This window comes from Kitasatospora sp. NPDC056181 (genome assembly GCF_042266225.1).
In the GTDB taxonomy this organism is placed as follows: Bacteria; Actinomycetota; Actinomycetes; order Streptomycetales; family Streptomycetaceae; genus Kitasatospora.
Map to the genome: position 1 here is coordinate 1 of NZ_JBHJUK010000048.1, position 20,400 is coordinate 20,400.

General features: G+C 72.3%; 20 protein-coding genes. 6 read left to right on the plus strand and 14 right to left on the minus strand.

All coding sequences use genetic code 11. The annotated features are described in order from the left end of the window. Nucleotides 1-742: 742 nt before the first annotated feature. The 3 genes from ACFC1F_RS19535 to ACFC1F_RS19545 form a co-directional block, all read right to left on the minus strand. The gene (locus ACFC1F_RS19535) at nt 743-1,285 is read right to left on the minus strand and encodes a hypothetical protein (RefSeq protein WP_376159824.1); all 543 of its coding nucleotides are present in this window, start codon (nt 1,283-1,285) and stop codon (nt 743-745) included. 152 nt (nt 1,286-1,437) lie between these two features. Then, nucleotides 1,438-1,836 carry a hypothetical protein gene (locus ACFC1F_RS19540; protein ID WP_376159826.1) on the minus strand — a complete coding sequence of 133 codons (399 nt, stop codon included), beginning with the start codon at nt 1,834-1,836 and terminating at the stop codon, nt 1,438-1,440. A 1,933-nt stretch (nt 1,837-3,769) separates the two neighbouring features. Continuing rightward, nucleotides 3,770-4,591, minus strand: a complete 822-nt coding sequence (locus tag ACFC1F_RS19545; RefSeq protein WP_376159827.1) for a hypothetical protein — start codon at nt 4,589-4,591, stop codon at nt 3,770-3,772. Between the two features lie 126 nt (nt 4,592-4,717). Here ACFC1F_RS19545 and ACFC1F_RS19550 point away from each other — a divergent pair, with 126 nt between their 5' ends. Then, a complete protein-coding gene (locus ACFC1F_RS19550) occupies nt 4,718-6,193 on the plus strand; it encodes a hypothetical protein (RefSeq protein WP_376159829.1) in 1,476 nt (491 codons plus the stop codon). A 153-nt stretch (nt 6,194-6,346) separates the two neighbouring features. Next, complete coding sequence (locus tag ACFC1F_RS19555; RefSeq protein WP_376159831.1) at nt 6,347-6,583, plus strand: hypothetical protein; 237 nt, start codon at nt 6,347-6,349, stop codon at nt 6,581-6,583. Nucleotides 6,584-7,580: 997 nt separating this feature from the next. On the opposite strand, the gene ACFC1F_RS19560 is transcribed toward ACFC1F_RS19555, so the two are convergent. Next, nucleotides 7,581-8,135: a hypothetical protein gene (locus ACFC1F_RS19560; RefSeq protein WP_376159833.1), complete on the minus strand. Its 555-nt coding sequence runs from the start codon at nt 8,133-8,135 to the stop codon at nt 7,581-7,583. A 36-nt stretch (nt 8,136-8,171) separates the two neighbouring features. Here ACFC1F_RS19560 and ACFC1F_RS19565 point away from each other — a divergent pair, with 36 nt between their 5' ends. Beyond that, nucleotides 8,172-9,194, plus strand: a complete 1,023-nt coding sequence (locus tag ACFC1F_RS19565) for a hypothetical protein (protein ID WP_376159835.1) — start codon at nt 8,172-8,174, stop codon at nt 9,192-9,194. A gap of 691 nt (nt 9,195-9,885) precedes the next feature. Here the strand turns inward: ACFC1F_RS19565 and ACFC1F_RS19570 are convergent. The 4 genes from ACFC1F_RS19570 to ACFC1F_RS19585 all read right to left on the minus strand — a co-directional run bounded on the left by ACFC1F_RS19570 (nt 9,886) and on the right by ACFC1F_RS19585 (nt 13,051). Beyond that, nucleotides 9,886-10,269 carry a hypothetical protein gene (locus ACFC1F_RS19570; RefSeq protein WP_376159837.1) on the minus strand — a complete coding sequence of 128 codons (384 nt, stop codon included), beginning with the start codon at nt 10,267-10,269 and terminating at the stop codon, nt 9,886-9,888. A gap of 224 nt (nt 10,270-10,493) precedes the next feature. Next, nucleotides 10,494-10,961 carry a hypothetical protein gene (locus ACFC1F_RS19575; RefSeq protein WP_376159839.1) on the minus strand — a complete coding sequence of 156 codons (468 nt, stop codon included), beginning with the start codon at nt 10,959-10,961 and terminating at the stop codon, nt 10,494-10,496. Between the two features lie 912 nt (nt 10,962-11,873). Further along, the gene (locus ACFC1F_RS19580) at nt 11,874-12,188 is read right to left on the minus strand and encodes a hypothetical protein (RefSeq protein ID WP_376159841.1); all 315 of its coding nucleotides are present in this window, start codon (nt 12,186-12,188) and stop codon (nt 11,874-11,876) included. An 89-nt stretch (nt 12,189-12,277) separates the two neighbouring features. Next, on the minus strand, nt 12,278-13,051 hold the full coding sequence (locus tag ACFC1F_RS19585) for a hypothetical protein (protein WP_376159843.1): 774 nt from the start codon (nt 13,049-13,051) through the stop codon (nt 12,278-12,280). 73 nt (nt 13,052-13,124) lie between these two features. On the opposite strand from ACFC1F_RS19585, the gene ACFC1F_RS19590 reads away from it, so the two are divergent. Continuing rightward, nucleotides 13,125-13,451 (plus strand): hypothetical protein, encoded by a 327-nt coding sequence (locus ACFC1F_RS19590; RefSeq protein WP_376159845.1) that lies wholly within the window; start codon nt 13,125-13,127, stop codon nt 13,449-13,451. 69 nt (nt 13,452-13,520) lie between these two features. Here the strand turns inward: ACFC1F_RS19590 and ACFC1F_RS19595 are convergent, their stop codons facing one another. The 5 genes from ACFC1F_RS19595 to ACFC1F_RS19615 form a co-directional block, all read right to left on the minus strand. Next, complete coding sequence (locus ACFC1F_RS19595; protein ID WP_376159847.1) at nt 13,521-14,180, minus strand: hypothetical protein; 660 nt, start codon at nt 14,178-14,180, stop codon at nt 13,521-13,523. Beyond that, nucleotides 14,181-14,768, minus strand: coding sequence for an RNA polymerase sigma factor (locus tag ACFC1F_RS19600; RefSeq protein WP_376159849.1), 588 nt, complete (start codon nt 14,766-14,768; stop codon nt 14,181-14,183). Between the two features lie 405 nt (nt 14,769-15,173). Next, on the minus strand, nt 15,174-15,824 hold the full coding sequence (locus tag ACFC1F_RS19605; protein ID WP_376159851.1) for a hypothetical protein: 651 nt from the start codon (nt 15,822-15,824) through the stop codon (nt 15,174-15,176). A gap of 399 nt (nt 15,825-16,223) precedes the next feature. Further along, entirely contained in the window at nt 16,224-16,925 is a 702-nt protein-coding gene (locus ACFC1F_RS19610) for a hypothetical protein (RefSeq protein ID WP_376159853.1), read from the minus strand. Then, a complete protein-coding gene (locus tag ACFC1F_RS19615) occupies nt 16,925-18,061 on the minus strand; it encodes a SigE family RNA polymerase sigma factor (protein WP_376159855.1) in 1,137 nt (378 codons plus the stop codon). The genes ACFC1F_RS19610 and ACFC1F_RS19615 overlap by 1 nt, the downstream gene beginning before the upstream one ends. On the opposite strand from ACFC1F_RS19615, the gene ACFC1F_RS19620 reads away from it, so the two are divergent. Both ACFC1F_RS19620 and ACFC1F_RS19625 read left to right on the plus strand, forming a co-directional pair. Continuing rightward, nucleotides 18,048-18,485, plus strand: coding sequence for a hypothetical protein (locus tag ACFC1F_RS19620; protein WP_376159857.1), 438 nt, complete (start codon nt 18,048-18,050; stop codon nt 18,483-18,485). The two genes, ACFC1F_RS19615 and ACFC1F_RS19620, sit on opposite strands and share 14 nt — an antisense overlap. A gap of 115 nt (nt 18,486-18,600) precedes the next feature. Further along, nucleotides 18,601-19,845, plus strand: a complete 1,245-nt coding sequence (locus ACFC1F_RS19625) for an IS701 family transposase (protein WP_376159922.1) — start codon at nt 18,601-18,603, stop codon at nt 19,843-19,845. A gap of 24 nt (nt 19,846-19,869) precedes the next feature. On the opposite strand, the gene ACFC1F_RS19630 is transcribed toward ACFC1F_RS19625, so the two are convergent. After that, complete coding sequence (locus tag ACFC1F_RS19630) at nt 19,870-20,331, minus strand: Imm1 family immunity protein (RefSeq protein WP_376159858.1); 462 nt, start codon at nt 20,329-20,331, stop codon at nt 19,870-19,872. Between the last annotated feature and the right edge of the window lie 69 nt (nt 20,332-20,400).

The following is a 20,400-nucleotide window of genomic DNA, read 5'->3' on the forward strand; positions in this document are numbered from 1 at the left end:
GGGGGGGGGGGGGGGGGGGGGGGGGGGGGGGGGGGGGGGGGGGGGGGGGGGGGGGGGGGGGGGGCGGGGGGGGGGGGGGGGGCGGGGGGGGGGGGGGCGGGCGGTTGGGGGGGGGGGGGGCACCACGGCGCGGGGCGCGGGCTCCTGGCCCGCCGGCCGCCGGGAGAGCCCCGCGGGCGAGGCGGCGGCCCGCTGGCGGGGCGGGGCGTAGCGGGCGGGGCGACGCTGCGGGGCGGGCTTGGTGGCGGCCGGCGCGGCCGGACACGGTGGCCGGCGGGCGGCGGTGCAGCAGCCAGCCCGGGAGCGGTGGGCCGATGTCCCACAGGACACGGCGGACGAACGGCCGGCAGCCAGACAGCGGGGAGCGGCGAGCGGCCGGGGACGGACAGCGGCCACAGGGACCGGGGCTGCTGGTGGCCGCCCGGCACCGGGCGGCGGCCCGGCGCCGGGGGGTGCGCTCGGCACGGCAGGCCTGCGGCACGGCACGGTGGGGCCGGGCCCGAACGGCAGCGGCTGACCCCGGCGGTACGGGCAGCGGCCGGCGAACGGCGGCCCGGCGGCGGACGGAGCGCGGCCGGCTCGACGGCGGACGGCCGGCTCGGCGCAGCCGGAGCGCAGCCGGAGTGGGGCCGGGCCCGGCGGGGCGGCGGGCGTTCGGGCGTGGTCGCTCAGGGCCTCGCGGAGCGTGGTGTAGTAGCGATCGCGCCGGGTGTTGCCCTTTGCCGCGCACCGTAGTTGGCGGTCAGGTCGGCGGCGTAGGTGGCTGGGACGGTCCGGCCGCCGAAGGTGGGGGCAGCCAGGATGCCAACACGTCGGCCGCGTCGACGCACGGTCCGTACCGGGCGCGCCAATCGTGCCGCGCGGCCTCGTCCGGAAAGCCCCGGACAACGGCGAGCTCCGGGTCCCGTTCGCCCCAACAGCCCCAACGGCCGGAGGGACTGGTCAGTGCGACGGTCCGAGCCGCGATGGTGATCGACTCCAGGACATCCCGGCCCGAGTCGAACCCGACCTGCGCCCAGTAGTCGTCCGGCGTGGCCTCGACGGACAGCGACAGCGTGGGTCCGGTGGTGCCGTCCGCCTCGACCACGAGCAGGTCGACCTGCCGGTCACCGTGCAGCCTGGCCAGCGCGGCGAGTGCCGGCCAGGCGTCCGGGGTCAGCAGAAGATCGAACTCGCAGAACACCGCCTCGTCGGCGAGTTCCCGGAAGACCTGCGCGGGCAGCCTGGTGTCGAGGTCGAAGACGGCGGCGGTGCGGGCGCGGACGGCGTCCGGGTTCGAGGTCATGAAGAGGTGTCCTGGTCCTTGGTCTGCTGCAAGGCGGCCCCGGTGGCGTGATCGGTCACAACGTGCGGTTCCTGGGTCGGGTCAGCCCGACGACTGTCGCTGAATCGGCGAGGTGTCTGACGGCTGGCAATCGGTCAGCGCACAAGCAGTCGTCACCTCGGCGACGCTTGTCGTGGCCGGCCGGCAAGCACGAAGTCGCGGTACTCGTCCTGGGCCATCCCCTGACTGACCCAGCGGCCACGGGCGGCTCCAGTCCGGTGCTCCGCGAGAGTGAGGGCGTCATGTGCCCCTGTTGCCATGGCGATCTCCATGCCGAACTCGTCGTCCTCGCTCTCGGGGTCCAGCGGCGGGAACTCGACGAGGTCGCAGAAGTTCTCGGACCCGACGTCCGCCGACGTGTGGAGAACGACCTTGAACTGAGAGCCGGTCGGGACAACCTCGACCCAGCGGACGCCAGGAGCATGAGCATCACCGGCGGGGCCGAGGAACTGTTCGACTGATCGACCGCGGGTCAGGGCACCGACGGCGAAGGGCTCGACTAGGTAGCGCACCTGGGCAGCCTAGAGGGGGCCGAGGGAGACATCGCGCTTCAGCTGGGGCTGTAGGTGGACGACAGATCCGGTGCCGACCCGACGGTTAGCGTGCTGAGCCACAGCTAGCTCGTCACGGCTCACGGTGACTTATGGTCAGCACTCGCCGTGGCCGCCAACCAGCACCACAGTGGGGGCGGTGGCCGGGACGGCGGCGGACCAGCGGGGCCGGGGCCGGGTGGTGCGCGGCGGCGGACGGGAGGGGTGTACCGCGGGGACGGCCTGGTGGGCGGGTGCGTTCCGGGGACCGGGAGCGGGTCCTGGCGGCGGACGGGACAAGGGGAGCAGCGGCCGATGGCACCGGACGGGGCCTGGCAGCGGCTGGCGGACGGAGGCGTGGCGCAGCCGGCGCGGGGCGGGGGGACGGCGGCGGGACGGCCGGCTCGGCCCGGCGCAGCCGGCGCGCGACCGGAGCGGGGCCAGACAGCGGCCAGCGGGGCGGGGGGACGGGAGGGCGGGCCCGGGGCGGCGGGTCAGATGTTGTCCCACAGCGGTGCCGGGGTCGAGCCCGCGTTGTCCCCGCCCCCGGGAACCGGCAGCAGGACCCGGCAGCCCGGGGCCGGTGCGGTGTGTGGGCGCCGGAAACGGTGAGAACGACGGCCCGGGCGGGCGGCGCTCGGCGGCGGCCGGCGGCTCGGCGCAGCGGCGGGGCGGGCTCCTGGCCCGCCGGCGTGGGGCCGGCGCGGGGCCGGGCAGCGTGGGGGGCGGGCGGGGACGGACTGCGGTTACAGGACGGGAGCCCGGGGTGGCCGCCCGGCAGCGGCCCGGCACCGGACGGGTGCGCTCGACACCGCAGGCCTGCGGCACGACACGGTAGGGCCCGGGGCCGAACGCCGGCGGACGGCTGGCGGCCCGGGGCGGTGGGACAGACGTTGTCCCGCCGCGGTGCCGGGGTCGAGCCCGCGTTGTCCCCACTCCCCGGGAACCGGCAGCAGGACCCGGCAGCCCGGGGCCGGTGCGGTGTGTGGGCGCCGCAGCCGACGCGCGGCCGGCGTGGGGCCGGGCGGCGTGGGGCCGGGCGGCGTGGGGGGCGCGGTGGGCGGCGGTTCAGCGGCAGGTGGCCGGGCGGTGGCCGGGGGTGTTGTCCTTCGGTGTCCGGGGCCGAACGCCCGGGGGTTGTCCCGGGACGACCCTCAGGCAACAGCGGGCTGGAGCGGGCGTCTCCGACCACGACTACGGGCCCGGGACCGGCGCAGCTGGCGCGCGGGACGGCCGGCGCGCGGCGGAGCAGCGGCAGGTGGTGGCCGGCGGCGGGGCCGGGCGGCGGCCCGGGGACGAACGGCCGCGGGACGGGAGCTCCTAGCGGCCGACGGCGAGCAAGGCGCGGCCCGGGGACGAACAGTCGCGGGACACGAGCTCCTGGCGGCCGCCCGGCAGCTGCCCAGCACCGGGCACCGGCCCGGCACCGGGCGGCGACCCGGCGCAGCCGGACGGAGAAGGGCGGCCGGGCCCGACCGAACGGCGGCGGCCGGGGTGGCGGGGCGGACGGCGGCCCGGAACGGCAGGCGCAGGGCCCGGGCGGCAGCCGGCGGGCCGACGGCGGGGTGGCGGCCCCGGGCAGCAGGTGGCGGGCCGGCGGACGAAGCGATCGACGGCAGCCGGCGCAGCAGCTGGCGCGGCCGGCAGCGGTGGGGCCGGCAGCGGTGGGGCGGTGACGGTCCGGCACAGGGCAGAGCAACGAGCGGAGCCGCGGGCGAAGCAGCGGGCGGCGGCCGGCGGGCGGAAGGGGGCCCGGCAACGGCGGGACGGCGGCGGGCGGCGGGACGGCGGGACGGCGGGGCCGGGTGGTGCGCGGCGGCGGACCGGGCCGGCTGGGCCCGGGGCTGTCCCGGGTCGGCCAGAGGCCGGGCGACCCGGCGCTGCAGCAGCGGGGTGGGGGGACGGGGGCCGCGGATCACCCGGCCCCGCCGTCCCGGCGCCCGGCGGGGCTGACGGCTCGGGGGCCCGGCAGACCGGGGCAGCGGCCAGGGGCGGCGTGCAGGGTGTCCCTGTGCTCGGGCGGGCAGGTGCGCACCGCCGTCTCCAGTGCGCGGGCGGCCTCCGGCGCGGGAGCGGTACGGGGCAGGCGGGCGGCGAGGTCGACCATCTGCTGCCACCAGGACGCGTACTCGCCCGCCGCGGCCACGTCCCCGGCAGCAGCGGGGGCCGTGTGGTCCCGGTGGGCGGCGAGGAGCCGGTCAGCCAGGCGTGCACCGGCCGCGACGGAGGCCGCATTGGGTCCCGTCAGGCGGGCGGTGAACTCGGTGCGTTCGGCCAGTGCCACCCGGGCGGCGGCGTCAGCGGCGGCGATGTCCAACACGGTGCGGGCCAGGTACGGGCCGAGCCCGGCGGCGGGGTCGTCCAGGCGTACCTCGTCGAGGTCGTCGAAGACGATCTCGACGAGGTACGGGCTGTAGTTGCGGGCCTCGTGGTCCAGCAGCAGGGCAGTGACCACCCGGATCGTGCGCAGCAGCTTGCCGACGGCCCTCACCTTCACGGGGTCCGCGTCGGTCGCGGGCGCGGTGCGCAGGTGGCGGGCGGTAGCCGCGAGACCGGCCATCAGGGCGGCGGCCTCGTGGTCGGGCAGACGGGTGGCGGTAAGGGCGGCCAGGCGCTCGAGGACAGTGTCGTCAGCAAGTTCACCGACCGCGGCGGCCAGAGCGGCCGTGTGGCGGGCCCGGTCGTCCGCGTGCGCGGCATCGAGCGAGAACCGCAGCAGCGCCTCCACCGTGCGCACCCACGCGTTTCCGTGCCCGTGGCGATGCCCTGGCGCTTACCGCGGTGGCCGGCACACCTCTCGAAGCGGCCGTCGTGGTTGTCGCCCGGCGGCGTCGTATAGAAGTCCGCCTGGCATGCTGGCCGCATGGATGCTGACGCTCTGACTCCGGTTCACCTCGTCAAGGTGATGGACGGGTTGGCGATGAATCCCGCCCTGCCAGCTCCTATGGTCCGGCGACTATTCGCATGGCGGCGGGGCATGGGGAAGGTGGCGAAGCGGCCGGATCTTACCGAGGACATGATCGCCGAGATCCTCGCGATCGACGACCATTGGCTCCTGCACAGCCTGGCGCTCAACGACCGGCTGCCGGACCAGTTCCGCATTCGACTGGCCGCCCATCGGGACGGGGCGGTGCGGGCCGCGCTCGTTATCCACGCCGCGACCGCACCGAGGGAGATGCTGGAACAGCTCATCAACGACCCCGATCCACGGGTCCGTGAGTACCTGGCTCAGGGCCACCACACACCGCCCGACCTCCGGGCCCACCTTGCCGCCGACTCAGACCCCGCGATCCGCGCCGCGCTGGCGAAGCACTGGCCACAAGCACCGGAGGCGGTCCGCCGGATCCTGCTGACCGATCCCGAGGCCAAGGTCCGGGCTGCGGCCTGTTCGACCTACTACGCGCATCGGCCGCATCCGACACCGCCCTCGGACCTACTGCCGGTGCTGTTGGCGGACCCGGTGACTCGGGCGGGCGCGGTCATTCACGCCGTTCTCGATGCGGACACCATCCAGCGGCTCGCCGCAGATCCGGACAGCGAGGTTCGCGCTGAGCTCGCCCGGCATCCTGATCTTCCTCCGTCGGCTCGCGAGGCCCTTGCGGTCGATCCAGCCTTGAGCGTCCGTGTGAAGGTCTTCGCCCGGCCGGACGCGCCCGAGCACGTGCGGGCGCAGATCCACGCCTCGGTCCACGAGCTGTCGCGCGCGACGGCTGATCCGGACCCTGCCGCGGACGACGAAACGGTCCTGCAGTGGTTCCAGAACGAGTTCGCGCCCACGGAACTGCGGATCCTGCGGCTGCCCTGGGTGACGGCCGATCCGCTGCCGCACATCGACTCGCCCTACGTCAGCTTCCGAGTCTCCGCGGCCGCCAGCAAGGCCCTTCCCGCCAACGCGGTGGCCCGACTGCTCGCCGACGAAGAGGAGATGGTCCGCCTCACCATGGCGCACACCGCCCCGCACCTGGTCGATCTCGCGACCGCCGAAAGCATCGAGCGCCGATACCGGCCCCGGCGGGACAAGTTCACGTTCTGGTGGGACAAGGAGGAGGTCCTGACGTTCCCGCCGACGGCCTTGCGCCGCTTCGCCACCGACCCTGAGCCCCGGCTTCGCTCCTTCGCACCCCGCGATCCGGAGCTGCCCCCGGAACTTGCCGAGAAGCTGGCCGCCGACCCCGAAGACCGCGTCCGCCGCGCGGTCGCGCCCCACCGCAACCTCCCGCTCCAATCCCTGCTCCGACTCCTCGCCGACTCCTCGGAGCGCGTCGCAGAAGCCGCCGGCGCCTCACCGTTCCTTCCGGGCGAGCACATGGAGTGGCTGCTGAACCGGGCGGGTCTTTAGCTGCCAACTCGCCCGGGCCCTGCTGGCCTGCAGTGGCTTGCTGCTATAGCCGGAAGGGCTGGACCCCACGGGTCCAGCCCTTCCGGCTATCCAGGGGTGAGGCCCCGGCCGCGACTTGTCAGGGAGGCGACCCGGGCCCTCAAACACCTTGAGGTGGCCGCGCTGCTGACCGCTGGCGCCAACCCTCCCGCATGGATCAAGTGGTTCGCCGGAATTCATGGGGCCATCGCAGTCGGCGTCCTGCTGGTCGCGACTGCACAGGCGTACACCGTGACGCTGGTCGCGGCTTACGGCAACAGGATTGCGCACCCAAACTGGGTGAAGGGAGCCGGCCATGTACTCCTCGGCGTTGCCATCGCCGGGGGCGTCGTCGGCGCCGTGCTGGTCTGAACATCCTCACTCAGCCCAGCAGCTTCAACCCGCGGATCGCCGGGTGGCGAATCCCTGACGCCGTTCGAGCCCCATGCCGGTCCTCCGGGGATCGACGGCCTAACCGCGCGCGTCCATGCGCCGTGAGACCGGCCCGCCACCCGCTCGGGATTCGGACGCGGACCGGCCCCAGCCAGTGTGTGCGGTCGGGCACCGCGGTGCCCGACCGGGTTGGTACAGGCGGTGTCAGGGGGTGTCACCGGCCCAGTCCCAGCGGTGCGGGTCCGCCGAGCGGGGTTCGTAGTAGGCGCGACCGGGACGGTGGAGAGGACGGAGCCGAGGCATACCGGTGAAGCGCGGCACCGGACTGCGGCCCGGCCGGGCCCGCCGGGCGCTCGGCCCCGTCGCCCCCCCCGGGTCCTGGCCGACACCGTCCGATCTCCCCGCACCCCGAGCCGGGAGGTAGTGGCAGGGCGGGCCGGGCCGGACGGCGGGGCGGCAGCGGGCAGCCTGGCAGCCGGAGGCCCGGGGGGGGCGGACGGCGCAGCCGGACGGCCGGCACAGCACCGGACCCGGAGCAGCCAAGAGCAGGCGGGCAGGCGGGCAGGCGGAGCGAGGTTCCGTCACCAGCAGCCGGTGACGAAAGCACCCGGCGAAGCAGCCCGTAGGCTGACCGGACTGCCCACCCCCCACACCACCATTGCCCGGGGGCGGGCAGCACGCGGAACAGCCAGCGGGCAGGCACGGTGGTTGGCGACTTTGGTCAGTGGTGGTTGGCGGAACGCCGCAGGGTTAGTCGCGGAGAGTGACTTCGACGAGGGCAAGCTGCTTGATCAAGTGGCGTGCAGATCGGTCCAGGGCTTCCCGTGGGTGCCGCCAGAGGCTGGTCTCAGCGTGTGGTGGTGGTGCAGCTGGGAATTCGGTGCTCGGAAGAGCCGGAGGTGGCCAGGCGGTCGCGGATGCCGGGGTGGAGAGCGGAAGCTTGGAGCCAAGGTGTGGGGCCGTTGCCGTTTCCCGCTCAGGACACGTCGGGTACGTGCAGGTTGATGGTCTTCAGGTAGACCGTATCGGAGGCCCGGTCGAAGCAGAGCGTCGCGTCGCCGGCCCGCACCAGGTTCGAGGTGAGCACCTCGGACCCGACCCAGGAGGCGCCGCTCGGGGCGTACGCCGCCAGTGCGGCCGGGATTTCGTCCCAGTGGTTCATCGCCTCGGCCGCCGTTCGCACGGGCGGCAGCGATACCGCGGTCGTCTGGTGTCCGTCGAGCAGTCGGGCCACGCCTCCGGGTGCAAGCGTCAGGAACGCCTGGAGGAAGAAGTCCGAGGGCCCGGGAGCTCGGGACCCTGTTCCGGTCGACTCCTCCACCCAATGCGCGGTCGCCACCGGGCCGAGCTTCTCCAGACTCCTGCGCAGCTTTGGCGGTTCGAGGCCTGTCTGGACCTTCCGTTCGGCTGTCTCGGCGGCCTCCGCCTCCGTCTCCACCTCCGCCTCCGCCGATCGCACCGACCACACCAGTCCGGTGGCCAGCGCCCCGACCACCCCGACACACATACCGACAAACGCCCGGCGGCGCATGGATCCCCCTCAGCCGATCGACGCGGACATTCGACCATGGCTGATCAGTCGGCACCAGGGCGGAGCGGCAACGGCGGTGCCAGCGCAGCATCCATCACCGATGTCTCGGCGAACGGCCTGTTCACCGAGCTGGCGGCCAATGTGGCGGCGCTCCAGCGTATGGCCGATCTCCCGCCGACCCGCGACATGGCGGTCAACCGACTCAAGCAGTGCCTGCCCGACCCCGTCCGGCGCATCGACCTGCACGACCTCATCGACCGGCACGTGGACCAGGTCATCGACCGGATGCACGACCCCGACCGGCACCCACCCGACACAACCCTCGGCAAGGCGTACCTGGAGCAGCTGGACGGGTATCGGGCGGAGGCGGAGACGCTGCTCCATCTGCTTGCCATCGGGGTGTTCCACGACCGGCAGGGCAAGCATGGCCACGTGTGGGTCCGGGCGCTGCAACGTCTGGTCGACGCCCGCGACCGCGTCGGCGACAGCTTAGTGGACAGGGCGCAGCACTACCCGGCGCTGCTGGCGCTGCACGCCGCCGGCTGCGCGGCGGTGCTCAACGGGCGCGAGGACGTCCTGGCGCGGTTGCTGATCGAGGTGACCTGGCAGGACCCCTGGAACGGGGCCGCCCGTCCGGTGGGGATGGCGGTCCGCACGTTCGATGTCCTGCGGGACGGTTCGGCGCTGCCGGTACCGAGCGGTGATGTGGCCAACCGCTCGTGGCAGAGCTCGCGTCTGCGGGCCGATCTACGAGACGTGCTGGCCGAGGCCAGCGCGCACAGCGACCGCGCCTTCGGCGTGGCCTTCGACCGGCTCGAGTACCTGATGCTCCTCGTCGACCTGGATCTCTCCGGGAAGCCTCGGGTCAATACCGCCCCGACGTTCCTCGCCCCTGGCATGTTGGGCAGCGAGCATATCGAGGACCACAACAGAGTCTCCGAACTGGTCGCGCAGGACCTGCGCCCCGGCTGGACCATGCTGAGCGGCGGGGCCTTCGGTGGCGACCTCGCACGGGCGAATTCCGCCGCGGCCAAGCTCGCCAGCCTTGTCGGCCGATAGCCCGGCCCGCAGCCGTGCTGCGTACTGTCCCTGGTCAGCAGGTGCCGCGACCCGGACGGGACGCGCGAACACCCACCCCAAGCGCTCCAGGCGCCCCTGGTGCCCTACCCGCGCGGACCCGGGGGTGAGAAGATCGGCCCGGCTCCCGGGCTTCCTCATTGCCTGCCCGGGAGCCACTCGCATGTCGGAACGGCACTCTGTCGGCACCGCATCCGGGCAAGGGCACAGCGCTGACCCGGCCTGGCCGGGCGGACTTGCCGCAGGACGGGACGGTTACCGGGCCGCTCTGGTGCGGGCACGCCGCCCGCCTGCTGGGACCGATGTCTCAAGCTCACTGGGGGCCCGCACCAGCAGGGCGACGGCGCAGCGCAGGTGGCGGCAGACGACGGGCAGCAGGGTGCCGCGGAAGCGGTCGGCGCTCTGCAATTCGGCGGCGGCCTCTTGCAGGAGGACGGCGGCGGTACGGATCGGTTCGCCGCGCTCGCTCGCCCGGTACTCCCCTGCCAGGGCGGATGCGGCGTAGCGCGGCGATGGCGTCGGCGGCTTGCTCGGGGGCCGCTGAGCGGCCTGTGGGGCGCCTGGGCGGCCTGGTGGGGGTCCGGGACCGGCTGCCGGGGGCGCCCAGGGCGGTTGCTGGCGGCAATGCCGTTGTCTTAAGGCTGTGGCTACTGCCGGCGTGCCGAATTGGTGGTCAGGTGGTCTGGCACGGCACACCGGCGTGCGGGTTGCTTCCGTTGGCGAGCACGAGGAGCGTGCTCACCGCCACGATCCCGGTCAGCATGGCGAGCGTCATCAGCCCGAAGCGTTTCATCGGAGGCTGGTATCGGGTGGAACGGTACATCCAGATCGCGAACGTTGCTCCTACGGCCAGCAGGAGAAAGGGGGAGCCGAACAGCAGGAACTGAAGCGTTATTGCATCGCCCGTGGCGTGAACGCCTCCGGTACAACTTGCCCATCGGCGGCTGATGATGGCAACGGAGCTCCCGGCTGCGAGCAGTGCCAGCAGCACACCGAGGCATCCGGTGCCGATGACAGCTCGATCCTGGCCTTTATCGTCGTTCACGATGGTCCTCACCTCCTGTTCCCTGGTCCGGATGATTGGACGCAGGTGGTCGCCCGCCCGGTTGCCGAGGGAGGAGGGCGCCCGTAGCTCCGGTCACGGCGTCGCAGGTGGACCGGGGCGGCGCGGCCGAGGGCGCGCCGGGCGGACGACGGGTTGCTCACGGCCGTTCAACAAGTCCGGGTGCGACCGGTCTGCTCGCCGGGCGGAGCGGCCGGCACCGCCGGACGCCCACCAGATCAACAGCCCCCGGCCGGGTGAAGCCCCTGCCGTCCGGGACCGTCACCCAAACCGCACCACCACACCACCAGCAACCAGCAACCAGCAACCAGGGCAGAGGGACAGACAGAGGGGGTTGTCGGATTTTCCGGCACGCCGGAAACCGGGCCTGAGCTGCGAAAACGCCCGGCGGTGGCCGGAGGGTGCGGGGTGCCTGCGGTGGTAGCTGCGGGCGTATCTGCGGTGCCGGGCTGGGCCGAGGTCCGCTTGGGGCAGATGTAGGCCTGCACGGTCTGGTAACTGCCTCGGAAGCCGCGCGTGGTGATCTCCTCCCAAAGTGTCCAGGCGTTGGTGCAGCCGGCGGACCATCGCTGGTCCATGTAGGGCTTGAACTCGTCGAGCTTGCTGGGCCGGCCTTGCCACTGGCCCTGGAACAGCTCTTCCGGGGTCGTGGCGTCGGCGTATCGCTTGACGGTCCGGTAGGTCATGCCGAGCTGGCGGGCGATGGCGCGTCGGCTGTGGCCGGCGGCCAGGTAGGCGTGGACGGTGGCGTGCGTGGTTCGGGTCCGGTCGGCGAAGGGTGGCCGGTTGGCCAGTGCGCCTTGAGTGGCTGGTCGACGTTGGAAGTCGCTTGCTCGGGCTGCTGGTCCGGCTCGGGAACGACGGTCCGCAGGCAGGCGCGGTGGCGGGTGACACATCGCTCGGCGGCCTCGCTGACGTTGTGCCAGAGATGCCACCGATCTGCGACTTGGACAGCCTGCGGGGCTCCGGTCCGGGCGCCTTCTGATGGTGGAGTCGGGTATTGGAACTGCCTGAATGCCTCAGCCAGTGCGGACCCACGCCGTGAAGTCGTCGGCGAGTCCGGGCGGGTTCGCCGCCCTCGGTCCGGCGGGCGATCCCCTCGTAGTACTCCAGCTCGTGGAGGATCACGGGGACTGGCCTGCCGATCACACTCTCGATGACGCCATCGTTGTGGAGGTCGCGAGCGAGCTGGACGCATGCCTGGTTGAAGTTGGCCTCGATCAGCGCGGCGATCGGCCCCACGGTTGTCATCCAGTCTTCCGGGCGGGTGGGCTGGTCGTCGTACCAAAGTCCGAGTTCGCTGATCCACCGGTGGCGTGCTGTGGCTCCGTCGGGGTCTTGGGTCAGGTCGCCGATGACGGTGAGCTCGTTCTGGAGCCAGAAGGCATAGTTCCAGCGGGCTTCCGCCTCGTCGGAGGCGTCCGCGATGGTGCTTTGGAACTGGGCTTCGGTGTTGTATCCGATGGTCAGAGTGGGCTGTCGCGGGTCGTCCCTCTCGTTGTCGATGAAGAAGGAGATGACGTAGACGTCCTCCGCTTGGGCAGCCGGGATCGAGCTGAGCGCTCGGGTGGCAAGGGTTCGAAGGTGATCCTGGAAGGTCACGGGGCTGGAGCCTTTCGAGTGCGGTCGCTGACGTCGGCGGCGTAGGCGGCCCAGTCACCGGCGGCGATCTTCTGCCACTGGACCGCGCCCTTGATGTGGATGCCCAGGGTCTTGGCCAAGATCGCTGCTGGGAGCTCGGCAGCGAGCGCGAACAGGGCGGTGGTCCGGCTTTGCCGCGGGTCGAGCCCCAGTGCGCGCAAGCGCCGGGACAGTGCGCCTTCGGTCAGCGGGCGTCCGTGCCATCGGCCCGGGAACAGCCAGGCGGACTCCTCGGTGAGGACGGTGCTTCCGGGGGCCTTGCAGGTGAGCACGAGGTCGTCGATCAGCGCATCCAGCGGGAAGGGCAGGGTGATCGGGCGACTGCCCAGGCACCGTCGTGGTCGGGCCGCGTCGCTCCGGATCAGCCGGACGCGGTCGCGAGGCGGTGGACCTGGGCGGTCACCAGGTCACTGCGCAGGGCAGGTGTGCGAGCGGTGTCGTCGCCGGTGAGGAGAAGGACACGGTTGTCGCCGACGGCCGCGTAGAGATAGACACGCGTGAACCCGCCCTGGGACGCCACCGCGCCGGTCGGTGCGACGATACGGAAGCCCACGGCCGGAACCTCCAGCCCCTCGGCGGGAACCGCCTCGACCCGCAGCTGCGGCCCGCTGTCCGTCCGGAAGCCGGTGCAGCCACCGCCGTACACGGCGCGCTCAAGCGCGTCGAAACGTTCCCGGGACCGCCCGTCGGGAACGCTCCCGAGGTCCGCCAGGGTCCGGTTGCCGAGCACGTTGTTGCCGGTGACGTACCAGCGACGGGCGGAGTCCGGCAGTTGCTCGGAAACCGCGGTGAGCACCGGCCCGCACGCCGGGTACTGCTGGATCTGGTGGGCCAGGTCGGCCGGTGTGCCGGGCGCGACCTTGGCGGGCTCGGTCGTGCTGCCCGACGGCAGGTCGGCAACCTGCAGGAGCGCGGCGTCCAGCTGCTCCCGGGACAGGGGGGCGAGCGGCCGCCACGGCGCGGCCGACGAGGCCGGCGGGAACGCCGGAGCCGGTGGAGACGACGCAGACGCAACGGCACCACGGTCAGGACCGGCCGGAGACGCAGCCCCCGGGACCGGTGCGGACGAACAGCCCGCCATGAGACCGGTCATCGCCAGCATCACCGGCGCCAAACGGACGACGAACCGCGTCAAAGGGGTGTCTCCTGATCTCCCGCTTCCCGTCGGACAACGGCCTCCGGAACAGGCCGGGACGGACACGGTCATTATGATCATTCGCCCGAGCGGCACGCTCGGCATTTTTCCCACGAACGGCACGGCCGCTCCCGACGCCCGCACCCGCGGCGAGGCCTGCGGCCCGCTCGACCTCCTCCCCTCCCCCGAGCTGCCGGTCGAGGACGGCGGCGTCGGCACCGGCGGCGAGAACCCCTGGAGCGATGACCGCCAAGAGAACCGGGCCGGCCAGGAGCAGGACGTGGAAGACCCCGACGACGACGGCTGGAACGACGGCGCCGGCCTGGACCGCCACTCCCCCGCACCGCCCTACACCGGCCTCGGTCTGTGGGACGCGCACAAGGAAGCCGAACTGTGGTGAACCGCGACCACGCGAGCAAAGAGGAGGTGTTCCCGGTTCGGCGGCCCGGGAACACCCTTGACGCCGCTGCTATCCGCGGGACGGATCGTGCGGCCACGGCCACGCAGCTGGCAGGCAGGTGGGGGTGTGACCGGTGATCAGGGCGGATTCGATGACGCCGTAGCGGTGTGTGGGGTCGGTCTTGGCCAGGGGGAAGCCGACCATGAGCTGGCTGTGTGCGGGGATCTTGTCCGGGCGCACATACAAGACGGTCTTGCCGTTCTCCTCGCCGATGTCCCAGCCCTGCGATGCCAGCTTCGACGCGCGCAACTCAGTCGGACTGGACGGCGTCGCCGTGCTGAACGGTGCCTGGCCGGGAGCGGTGCTCGGACCAGGCGGGGTGGAGCAGTGGGGGTCGCCAAGCAGGATGACGTTGGGGACGCCGAGACGATCCAGGTCCTTGTGGAGCTGATCGAGGTTGACCTTGCCGGCGGGGTTGACGATGGTGAGTTTCACCAGGTCGCCGTCGGCGTGTTCCAAGGTGTAGGCGGCGGCGGTCTGGGCCGGCAGCACTACCATCGTGACCCCGGCTACAGCGGCCGCCAGCCCTGCGGGAAGGGCCAGGCGCACGCCCAGCCTCTTGCGTGGCCGGGTGGCAACGGGAGACTCGGGGTGCGGGCTCTGGGCCCGCTGCTGGACGTGGTTCTTGAGCTCGTGCATCAACCGCTCCTCAAAGCGTTCGGCGTTCATTCAGGCCTCCAACAGGGACGAGAAGGACAGAGCAGATTCGGGATTGGGATCAGGCTGCTGCAGGGCCTTGCGAGCCCGGTGCAGCCGGACCCGGGCGGCGACGGTACTGATACGAAGTGCCTTGGCGGCCTCGGTAACGCTCAGGCCGTCCACCGCCACCAGTTCCAGCACTTCCCGCGGCCCGGTCGGCAGCATGGCGACGCGTTCCAGCAATCGCCGCGAGGCGCGCTCGGCGTCGATGCGCTCCTCCAGCCGCGCGATGTCGTCGCCGTCGAGCAGCCGGTGACCGGCTATTCGGCCTTCGGCCGCCCAGATCCGCGCCGCGCGCCGTTCCTGGGACGCGGCCACGTTGCGGGCGATACCGTGCAGCCAGGCGATCGGGCTGCCCAGCTCCGGCCGGTACCCGTCGGCGGCGGAGATCGCTGCCAGGAACACCTCGGCGACCAGGTCGGCCGCGGCGTGCGGGTCCCGGGTCCGCCGGGTCGCGTATCGCAGCACCGCTTGCACGTGATCGCGGTAAAAGGCCTCGAACGCTTCCGGATCATCACCGATCCGCGCCACCAGGCCGCTGTCCGCCGGTTCCCCCACATCGACTCCCTTGTCTCTCCGTCCCCTTCATCTCCTCTTGGCGATGCACGACAGGAGCGTTACATCGGGATGGAAATCTGCCACGAGCTCGAGGTACTCAAGACCGGCGTGAATCGCCCCGGCTACATGTCTCGGTGAGGCCGGAGCAACACCCAAACTGGCACCCCCTCCGGCGGCGCCCAGCCGACCTGCCTGAACGGCCCACTGCTCCGGCGCGGGCACTGGCCGACGCCGGCGGACACGCCGCCCTGCAGCCCGCCACGTCCAGCACGGGCGAGCGCGGCGTTCGCCGTGCGGGCGGCCGGGACGGCAGCCCGCAGGCGGCGCGCCGGCGCCGGGACGAGCGGCGGGACGGGCACCGAGCAGGACCGGGACGCACACGCCCGGCGCCCGGGGCCGGTCCGCTCAGGGCGCCCCGAGCGAGGCCCAGTCCGACCATCCTCCGCCGGAGAGCTGCCAGATGTGCCGGACGGTCCCGTCGGTACAGGGGACGAAGACGTGCAGCCGGTTGTCCGCGTCCTGGGAGACGGCCGGGTCACCGGCCGGCGTGGCGCCGATCGCACCGCCGAGCGGCGCCCACTTCTCCCAGCCCTTCCCGATCTGCCGCTGCACGGCCCGCTGCACCGTGTTGTCGCTGCCGCGGGAGAAGACCTCCAGCCGGCCGGCGGTGCCCCGGGCTACGGCCGGATCACCGGCCAGGCTGCCGCCGAGGGACTCCCGGTTACGGGTCCACCCGTTGTTGGGGGCGGTCTGCCACAGGTGCCAGAGCGTGTTGTCGGAGTACCGGGCGAAGATCTCCAGCCGGCCGTCATCGTTCTGGACCACCCCCAGGTCGCTCGCGACGTTGTTGCCGTTGAGTGAAGGGCCGATCTTCCACCCGTTGATCAGCGGGCGCTGGTACGCGTGCTGGACGTTGCCGGAGCCGTCGCGGCTGAAGTCCTCCAGGTGGCCGTCGGCATTCGGGGCCGGCGCCGGGTCACCCACCGTGGCGATCCCTATCGTCCCCCACGGCGACCACTTGTGGTCGGGGTCGGTCTGGAAGATGTGCTGGACCACGTTGCCCGTGCCATGGACGAAGACCTCCAGACGGCCGTCGCTGTTCTGGGCCGGCGCCGGGTCGCGCCGTCGCCGGGCGCCGCAGCCGAGTGCGGCCGGAAGCCTCGGGCCAGCTCGGCAAATCGCGTGAATGTTCCCGGCGACGACAGCCGGGGAACCTCATCCGCCACACCCGTGGCTCTCCTGAGCCGAGCCCGGCGCAGGCCGGCCTGGACTGGGCGGCGGAGCACGGCGGTTCGCCGGCGGCACCGGCGCAGGCCGCCGTGTGGGGGGCGCGGCACCGCTCCATTTGGGCCCGCCGCGCCCGCCCGGGGCAACGACGAGGCCGGTCGTCGACGCCGCCCCGGTACGGGTGCGACGGCGTGGTGCTGACCAGGACCCGTCGCGGCCGACGGCGGTTCAGGACGACAGCGTCCTGCTCGCCAGCACCCTCCCCTGTGCGTCGTACGCGGCGAGCCGGATGCCCCCCGGCGGGTAGCCGCCCCCGCCGCTGGACCCCTTGAGCGCGGGCCCCCAGAAGACGCCGCTGGCGAAACCCGGGTCGCCGGAAAGCGAGGCGACGGTGGCCCAGTGCGCCTGGCCGTCCAGCTCGATGGCCATCGCGGCCACCCGCCCGGGCCCCTGGTAAACGAGGTTGTACAGACCCTCCCGGTACTGCGGGGACGACCCGAGGTACTGCATGGTGATCTGGGTCTCGCCCGACGCCCAGGAGTACCCGCCGCACCCTTGACTGTCCTTGTACGCGACGGGGTCGTGGATGCAGATCTCCTGGTCCCTCAGCTGCATCCACCAGTCCTCGCGGCCCAGCGACAGCTGCCGGCCTGGCTCCACGACCACAGCCTCGGGCGCCGGACCCACCGGTGCCGGCAGGGGCTGCGAGGCCGGCGCCACGGTGCGGGCCCCGTCCTGCACGGACAGGACCGCCCCCGTACCGGCCACCACCGCGAGCGCGGCCGCCACGGCGGACACCCCCAGCGCCAGGCGGCGGCCCCGCCGCTGCCGTCGCACATGGACCTGCACGGCCCCGGCGGACCAGTCCCCCACTGCGAGCCGGTCCACCTCCTCCCGCAGCGCACCCCGCACCATGTCCTCGATGCCCATCACCTGTCGCCTCCGTCCGTGCCCTCGATCGTCGAACCGGTCCCCACCGCGTACGGGGCCAACGCCGGGTGGCCGCGCAGTTTCGCCAGGCCCCGACTGGCCTGGCTCTTCACGTTGCCCGCCGAGCAGCCGAGCACCCCGGCGACCTGGTGCTCACTCATGTCCTCCCAGTAGCGCAGGACGACGACGGCCCGCTGGCGCGGCGGCAGTTCCGCCAGCGCCTGGAGCAGCACCGAGCGCTCCTCGACGTCGCGGTGGCCGATGCCCTCGGTGTTCGCCCGCTCGGGAAGGACGGGCACGAGCAGCTGCCTGACCCGGCGCCGCCGGTGACGGCTCAGGTTGTTGTTCACCAGGGCGCGGTGGACGTAGGCGTCCGGCTCTTCCAGCCGGCTGATCCGGGACCAGCCCCGGAACACCTTCGCCAGGGTCGCCTGCACCACGTCCTCGGCCTCGTGGTGGTCGCCCGTCAGCAGGTAGGCGGTGCGCACCAGCCGCCGCCAGCGCGTGGCGGCGAACCCCTCGAAGCCGAGCTCCCGCACGCCGGGTCCGCCGCCGGCCGCCGGTTCGGCCCCCGGCCCCGAGTCCGCTCCGGCAGTCGGCCGGGACCGGCCCTCCACCGGTACGGGTATTGCACTCGTGGTCATCCCGTTCCTCTCCGCGGTCCGCGCGACGGCCCCACCGAACCGTCGCTCCGCCCTACTCACCCCCGCACCGCCGCAAAGGTTGCACGTCGACGCCGAATCACCGCGGTCGGGCTCGGTGGCGAGTGCTGCGGCATGTTGGGGGTGGGCGAGACGGCGGATGCGCTCGACGGCTTCGTTGACGAGGCCGTCGAGCAGGGGGCGTCCCCTGGTGCTGGGCGGTGCAGGAGTGCAGGCGGTGCAGAGGGGTTCGGGGATGTCCGACAGGGCGAGGCGGGTCAGAGCCGGGACGGTCAGCCAGCCGAGGCTGGAGGCGCGTGGGACGGGCGTCAGCGGCGCGCTCGGCTGAGGAGCGGGCAGGGTGTGCGGGGGCAGGCCGGTGGTGGTCGTGTGCGCGGTCGCGTGCAGGGCCGCGGTGAGGGCGGGTGGCGGGTGGCTTGCGGGGGTGGACGAAGGGCGGCTGAGCGGGCAGCATGCCCCGGTGAGCATCATCATCAAGTTCTTCGTGGCGCCGGACGACGAGGCTGCGGCGGCGGTCGTGGATCACGGGCCCGACGAGGCCTTCGAGTCGCTGGTGTTCGGCAACTTCGATGTTGAAGAGGCGATGATCGAGTGGGAGAGCATCCTCACCGGTCGAAGCTTTGAAGAGCTCGTTGAAGCCGATGAACCGGCGGTCGTCGCCGACCCGGGCGACGGAGAGGGCCCCATGGTCCTGGCCGCTTCCAAAATCCTGCAGGACGCGCTCGCTGCTGCCGACGCGCCGAGGCTTGTCGAGGTCAGCGAGCTGTGGGCCCAGGAGCGGGCTGCGGAGGGCGAGGTCTTCGACCAGGAGGTCGCGGGCAGGATCCTCGGCGATCTGGCCGGGCTGGCACGAAGCATCGGCCGCCGGGGTGGACGCCTGTACTGCTGGGTCGCCTAGAGACGCAGACGGCCACCGTTGATCATCGTGAGTTGTGTCGACAAACGAAGATCAGCCGGTGGCCGTGGGCCACAGCGTAGACCCCGCCCGCTGGCAGTCGGTATTCGAGGACCTGATGGCCAAGGTCGCGGGCCGGTTCACGCGAGTGGAGCCTCGTCGCCGGGCGCGGGCGTTCGTACTGGGGCTTCTTGCGGACCTGCCGAGGAAGAACTGCTGGACGATCGCCGAGCACGCTGGTGACGCGAGTCCGGCCGGCATGCAGCATCTGCTCAGCCGAGCATCCTGGGATGCCGACCAGGTCCGTGACGACATACGGGACTTCGTGGTCGACCACCTCCGCCACGAGGACGCTGTGCTGGTCGTCGACGAGACCGGGGACCTGAAGAAGGGCACCGCGAGCGTCGGGGTACAGCGCCAATACACGGGCACCGCGGGACGGATCGAGAACTCCCAAGTGGCTGTCTACCTGGTCTACTCAGCACCGGCCGGGCATGCCGCCATCGACCGCCGCCTCTACGTTCCCCGCTCCTGGGCCCAGGACCCCGACCGGTGCCGAGCGGCCGGCATACCCGACGGCCTGAAGTTCGCCACCAAGCCCGCCCTGGCTACCGAGATGATTGCCCAGGCCCTGGACAGCGGCGTCTCGGCCGCATGGGTCACCGGTGACGAGGTCTACGGCGGCGACCCGCACCTGAGCGCCGAGCTGGAAAGCCGTCAGATCGGCTACGTCCTCGCCGTCTCACGCAAGCGGCCGATCGCCACCCGTGCGGGTGCCTTCCGCGCCGGCGTGCTGGCCCACGGCCTGCCGAGACGTGCCTGGCAGCGGCTGTCTGCGGGAGCCGGGGCCAAGGGCCACCGCTTCTACGACTGGGCCCAGGTCGAGATCGACAGCCCGCCCGGGCGCCCCGGCCACCGGTGGTTGCTCGTCCGACGCAACCGGCGCACCGGTGAACTCGCCTTCTACCGCTGCTACTCGCCCCGGCCGATCCCGCTCACCATGCTGGTCAAGGTGGCCGGGCGTCGCTGGACCGTCGAGGAGACCTTCCAGGCCACCAAGGGCTTGGCCGGACTCGACGAGCACCAGGTCCGCCGCTGGATCTCCTGGCACCGCTGGACCACCCTGGCCATGCTCGCGCACGCCTTCCTCGCCGTCACCGCCGTCATCGAACGGGCCACGATTATCGCGACCGCCGAACTCAGCCCGCTGACCTGCAACGAGATTCGACGCCTGTTCGCAGCCTTCTTCGCCCAGCCTGTCCGCGACTTCGCCCACTGGCTCCGTTGGTCGGAATGGCGGCGTCGGCACCAAGCACGCGCCCGCACCGGCCACTACCAACGACAAGCAGCCCAACACCCATGAAGATCAAGATCTACAGCTGGAGTACTAATCGTCAGGGTACTGGTTCTTCCAGGAAACACAGGCCGGGCGCTTCCCTCCCGACGCCAGAAATTCCTTCACGGCCTCCCGGACGAGGTCGATGGAGATCTCCACCTGGTCCGGGAATTGGCTCCAGTGTCCGGCGAGGTAGTACTCGGGGGCGTTCCTCGAATTCGCAGGGCCCGCCGTCACGAAGTTCCCGCTACGGTCTATGAAGAGCAGAACTCCTACCTGGAGTTCCTTGTCCACTCCGACCTGGAACTCATGATCCGGAATTTCTGTCCCACGACCGCCGGGGATGTTCAGCCTGATCGTTTCCCGGTCCAGATGGATGATCTGGGCCAGGTTCTCGTTCGCCGGGCCCGCGAGGAGTTCGTCGATCAGAGTGTCGACCTCCTCAAGGGAGTTGAGATAGTCGGGCCTGTCGATCCGGTCCCGCCTGTATCGGAGTTCAGCACGTAGCACCATTCCCGTCACACTAGGAGACGACCACCGCCGGGCCGGGAGCGCGGTACGGTCCACAGCCCCGACGGCAAC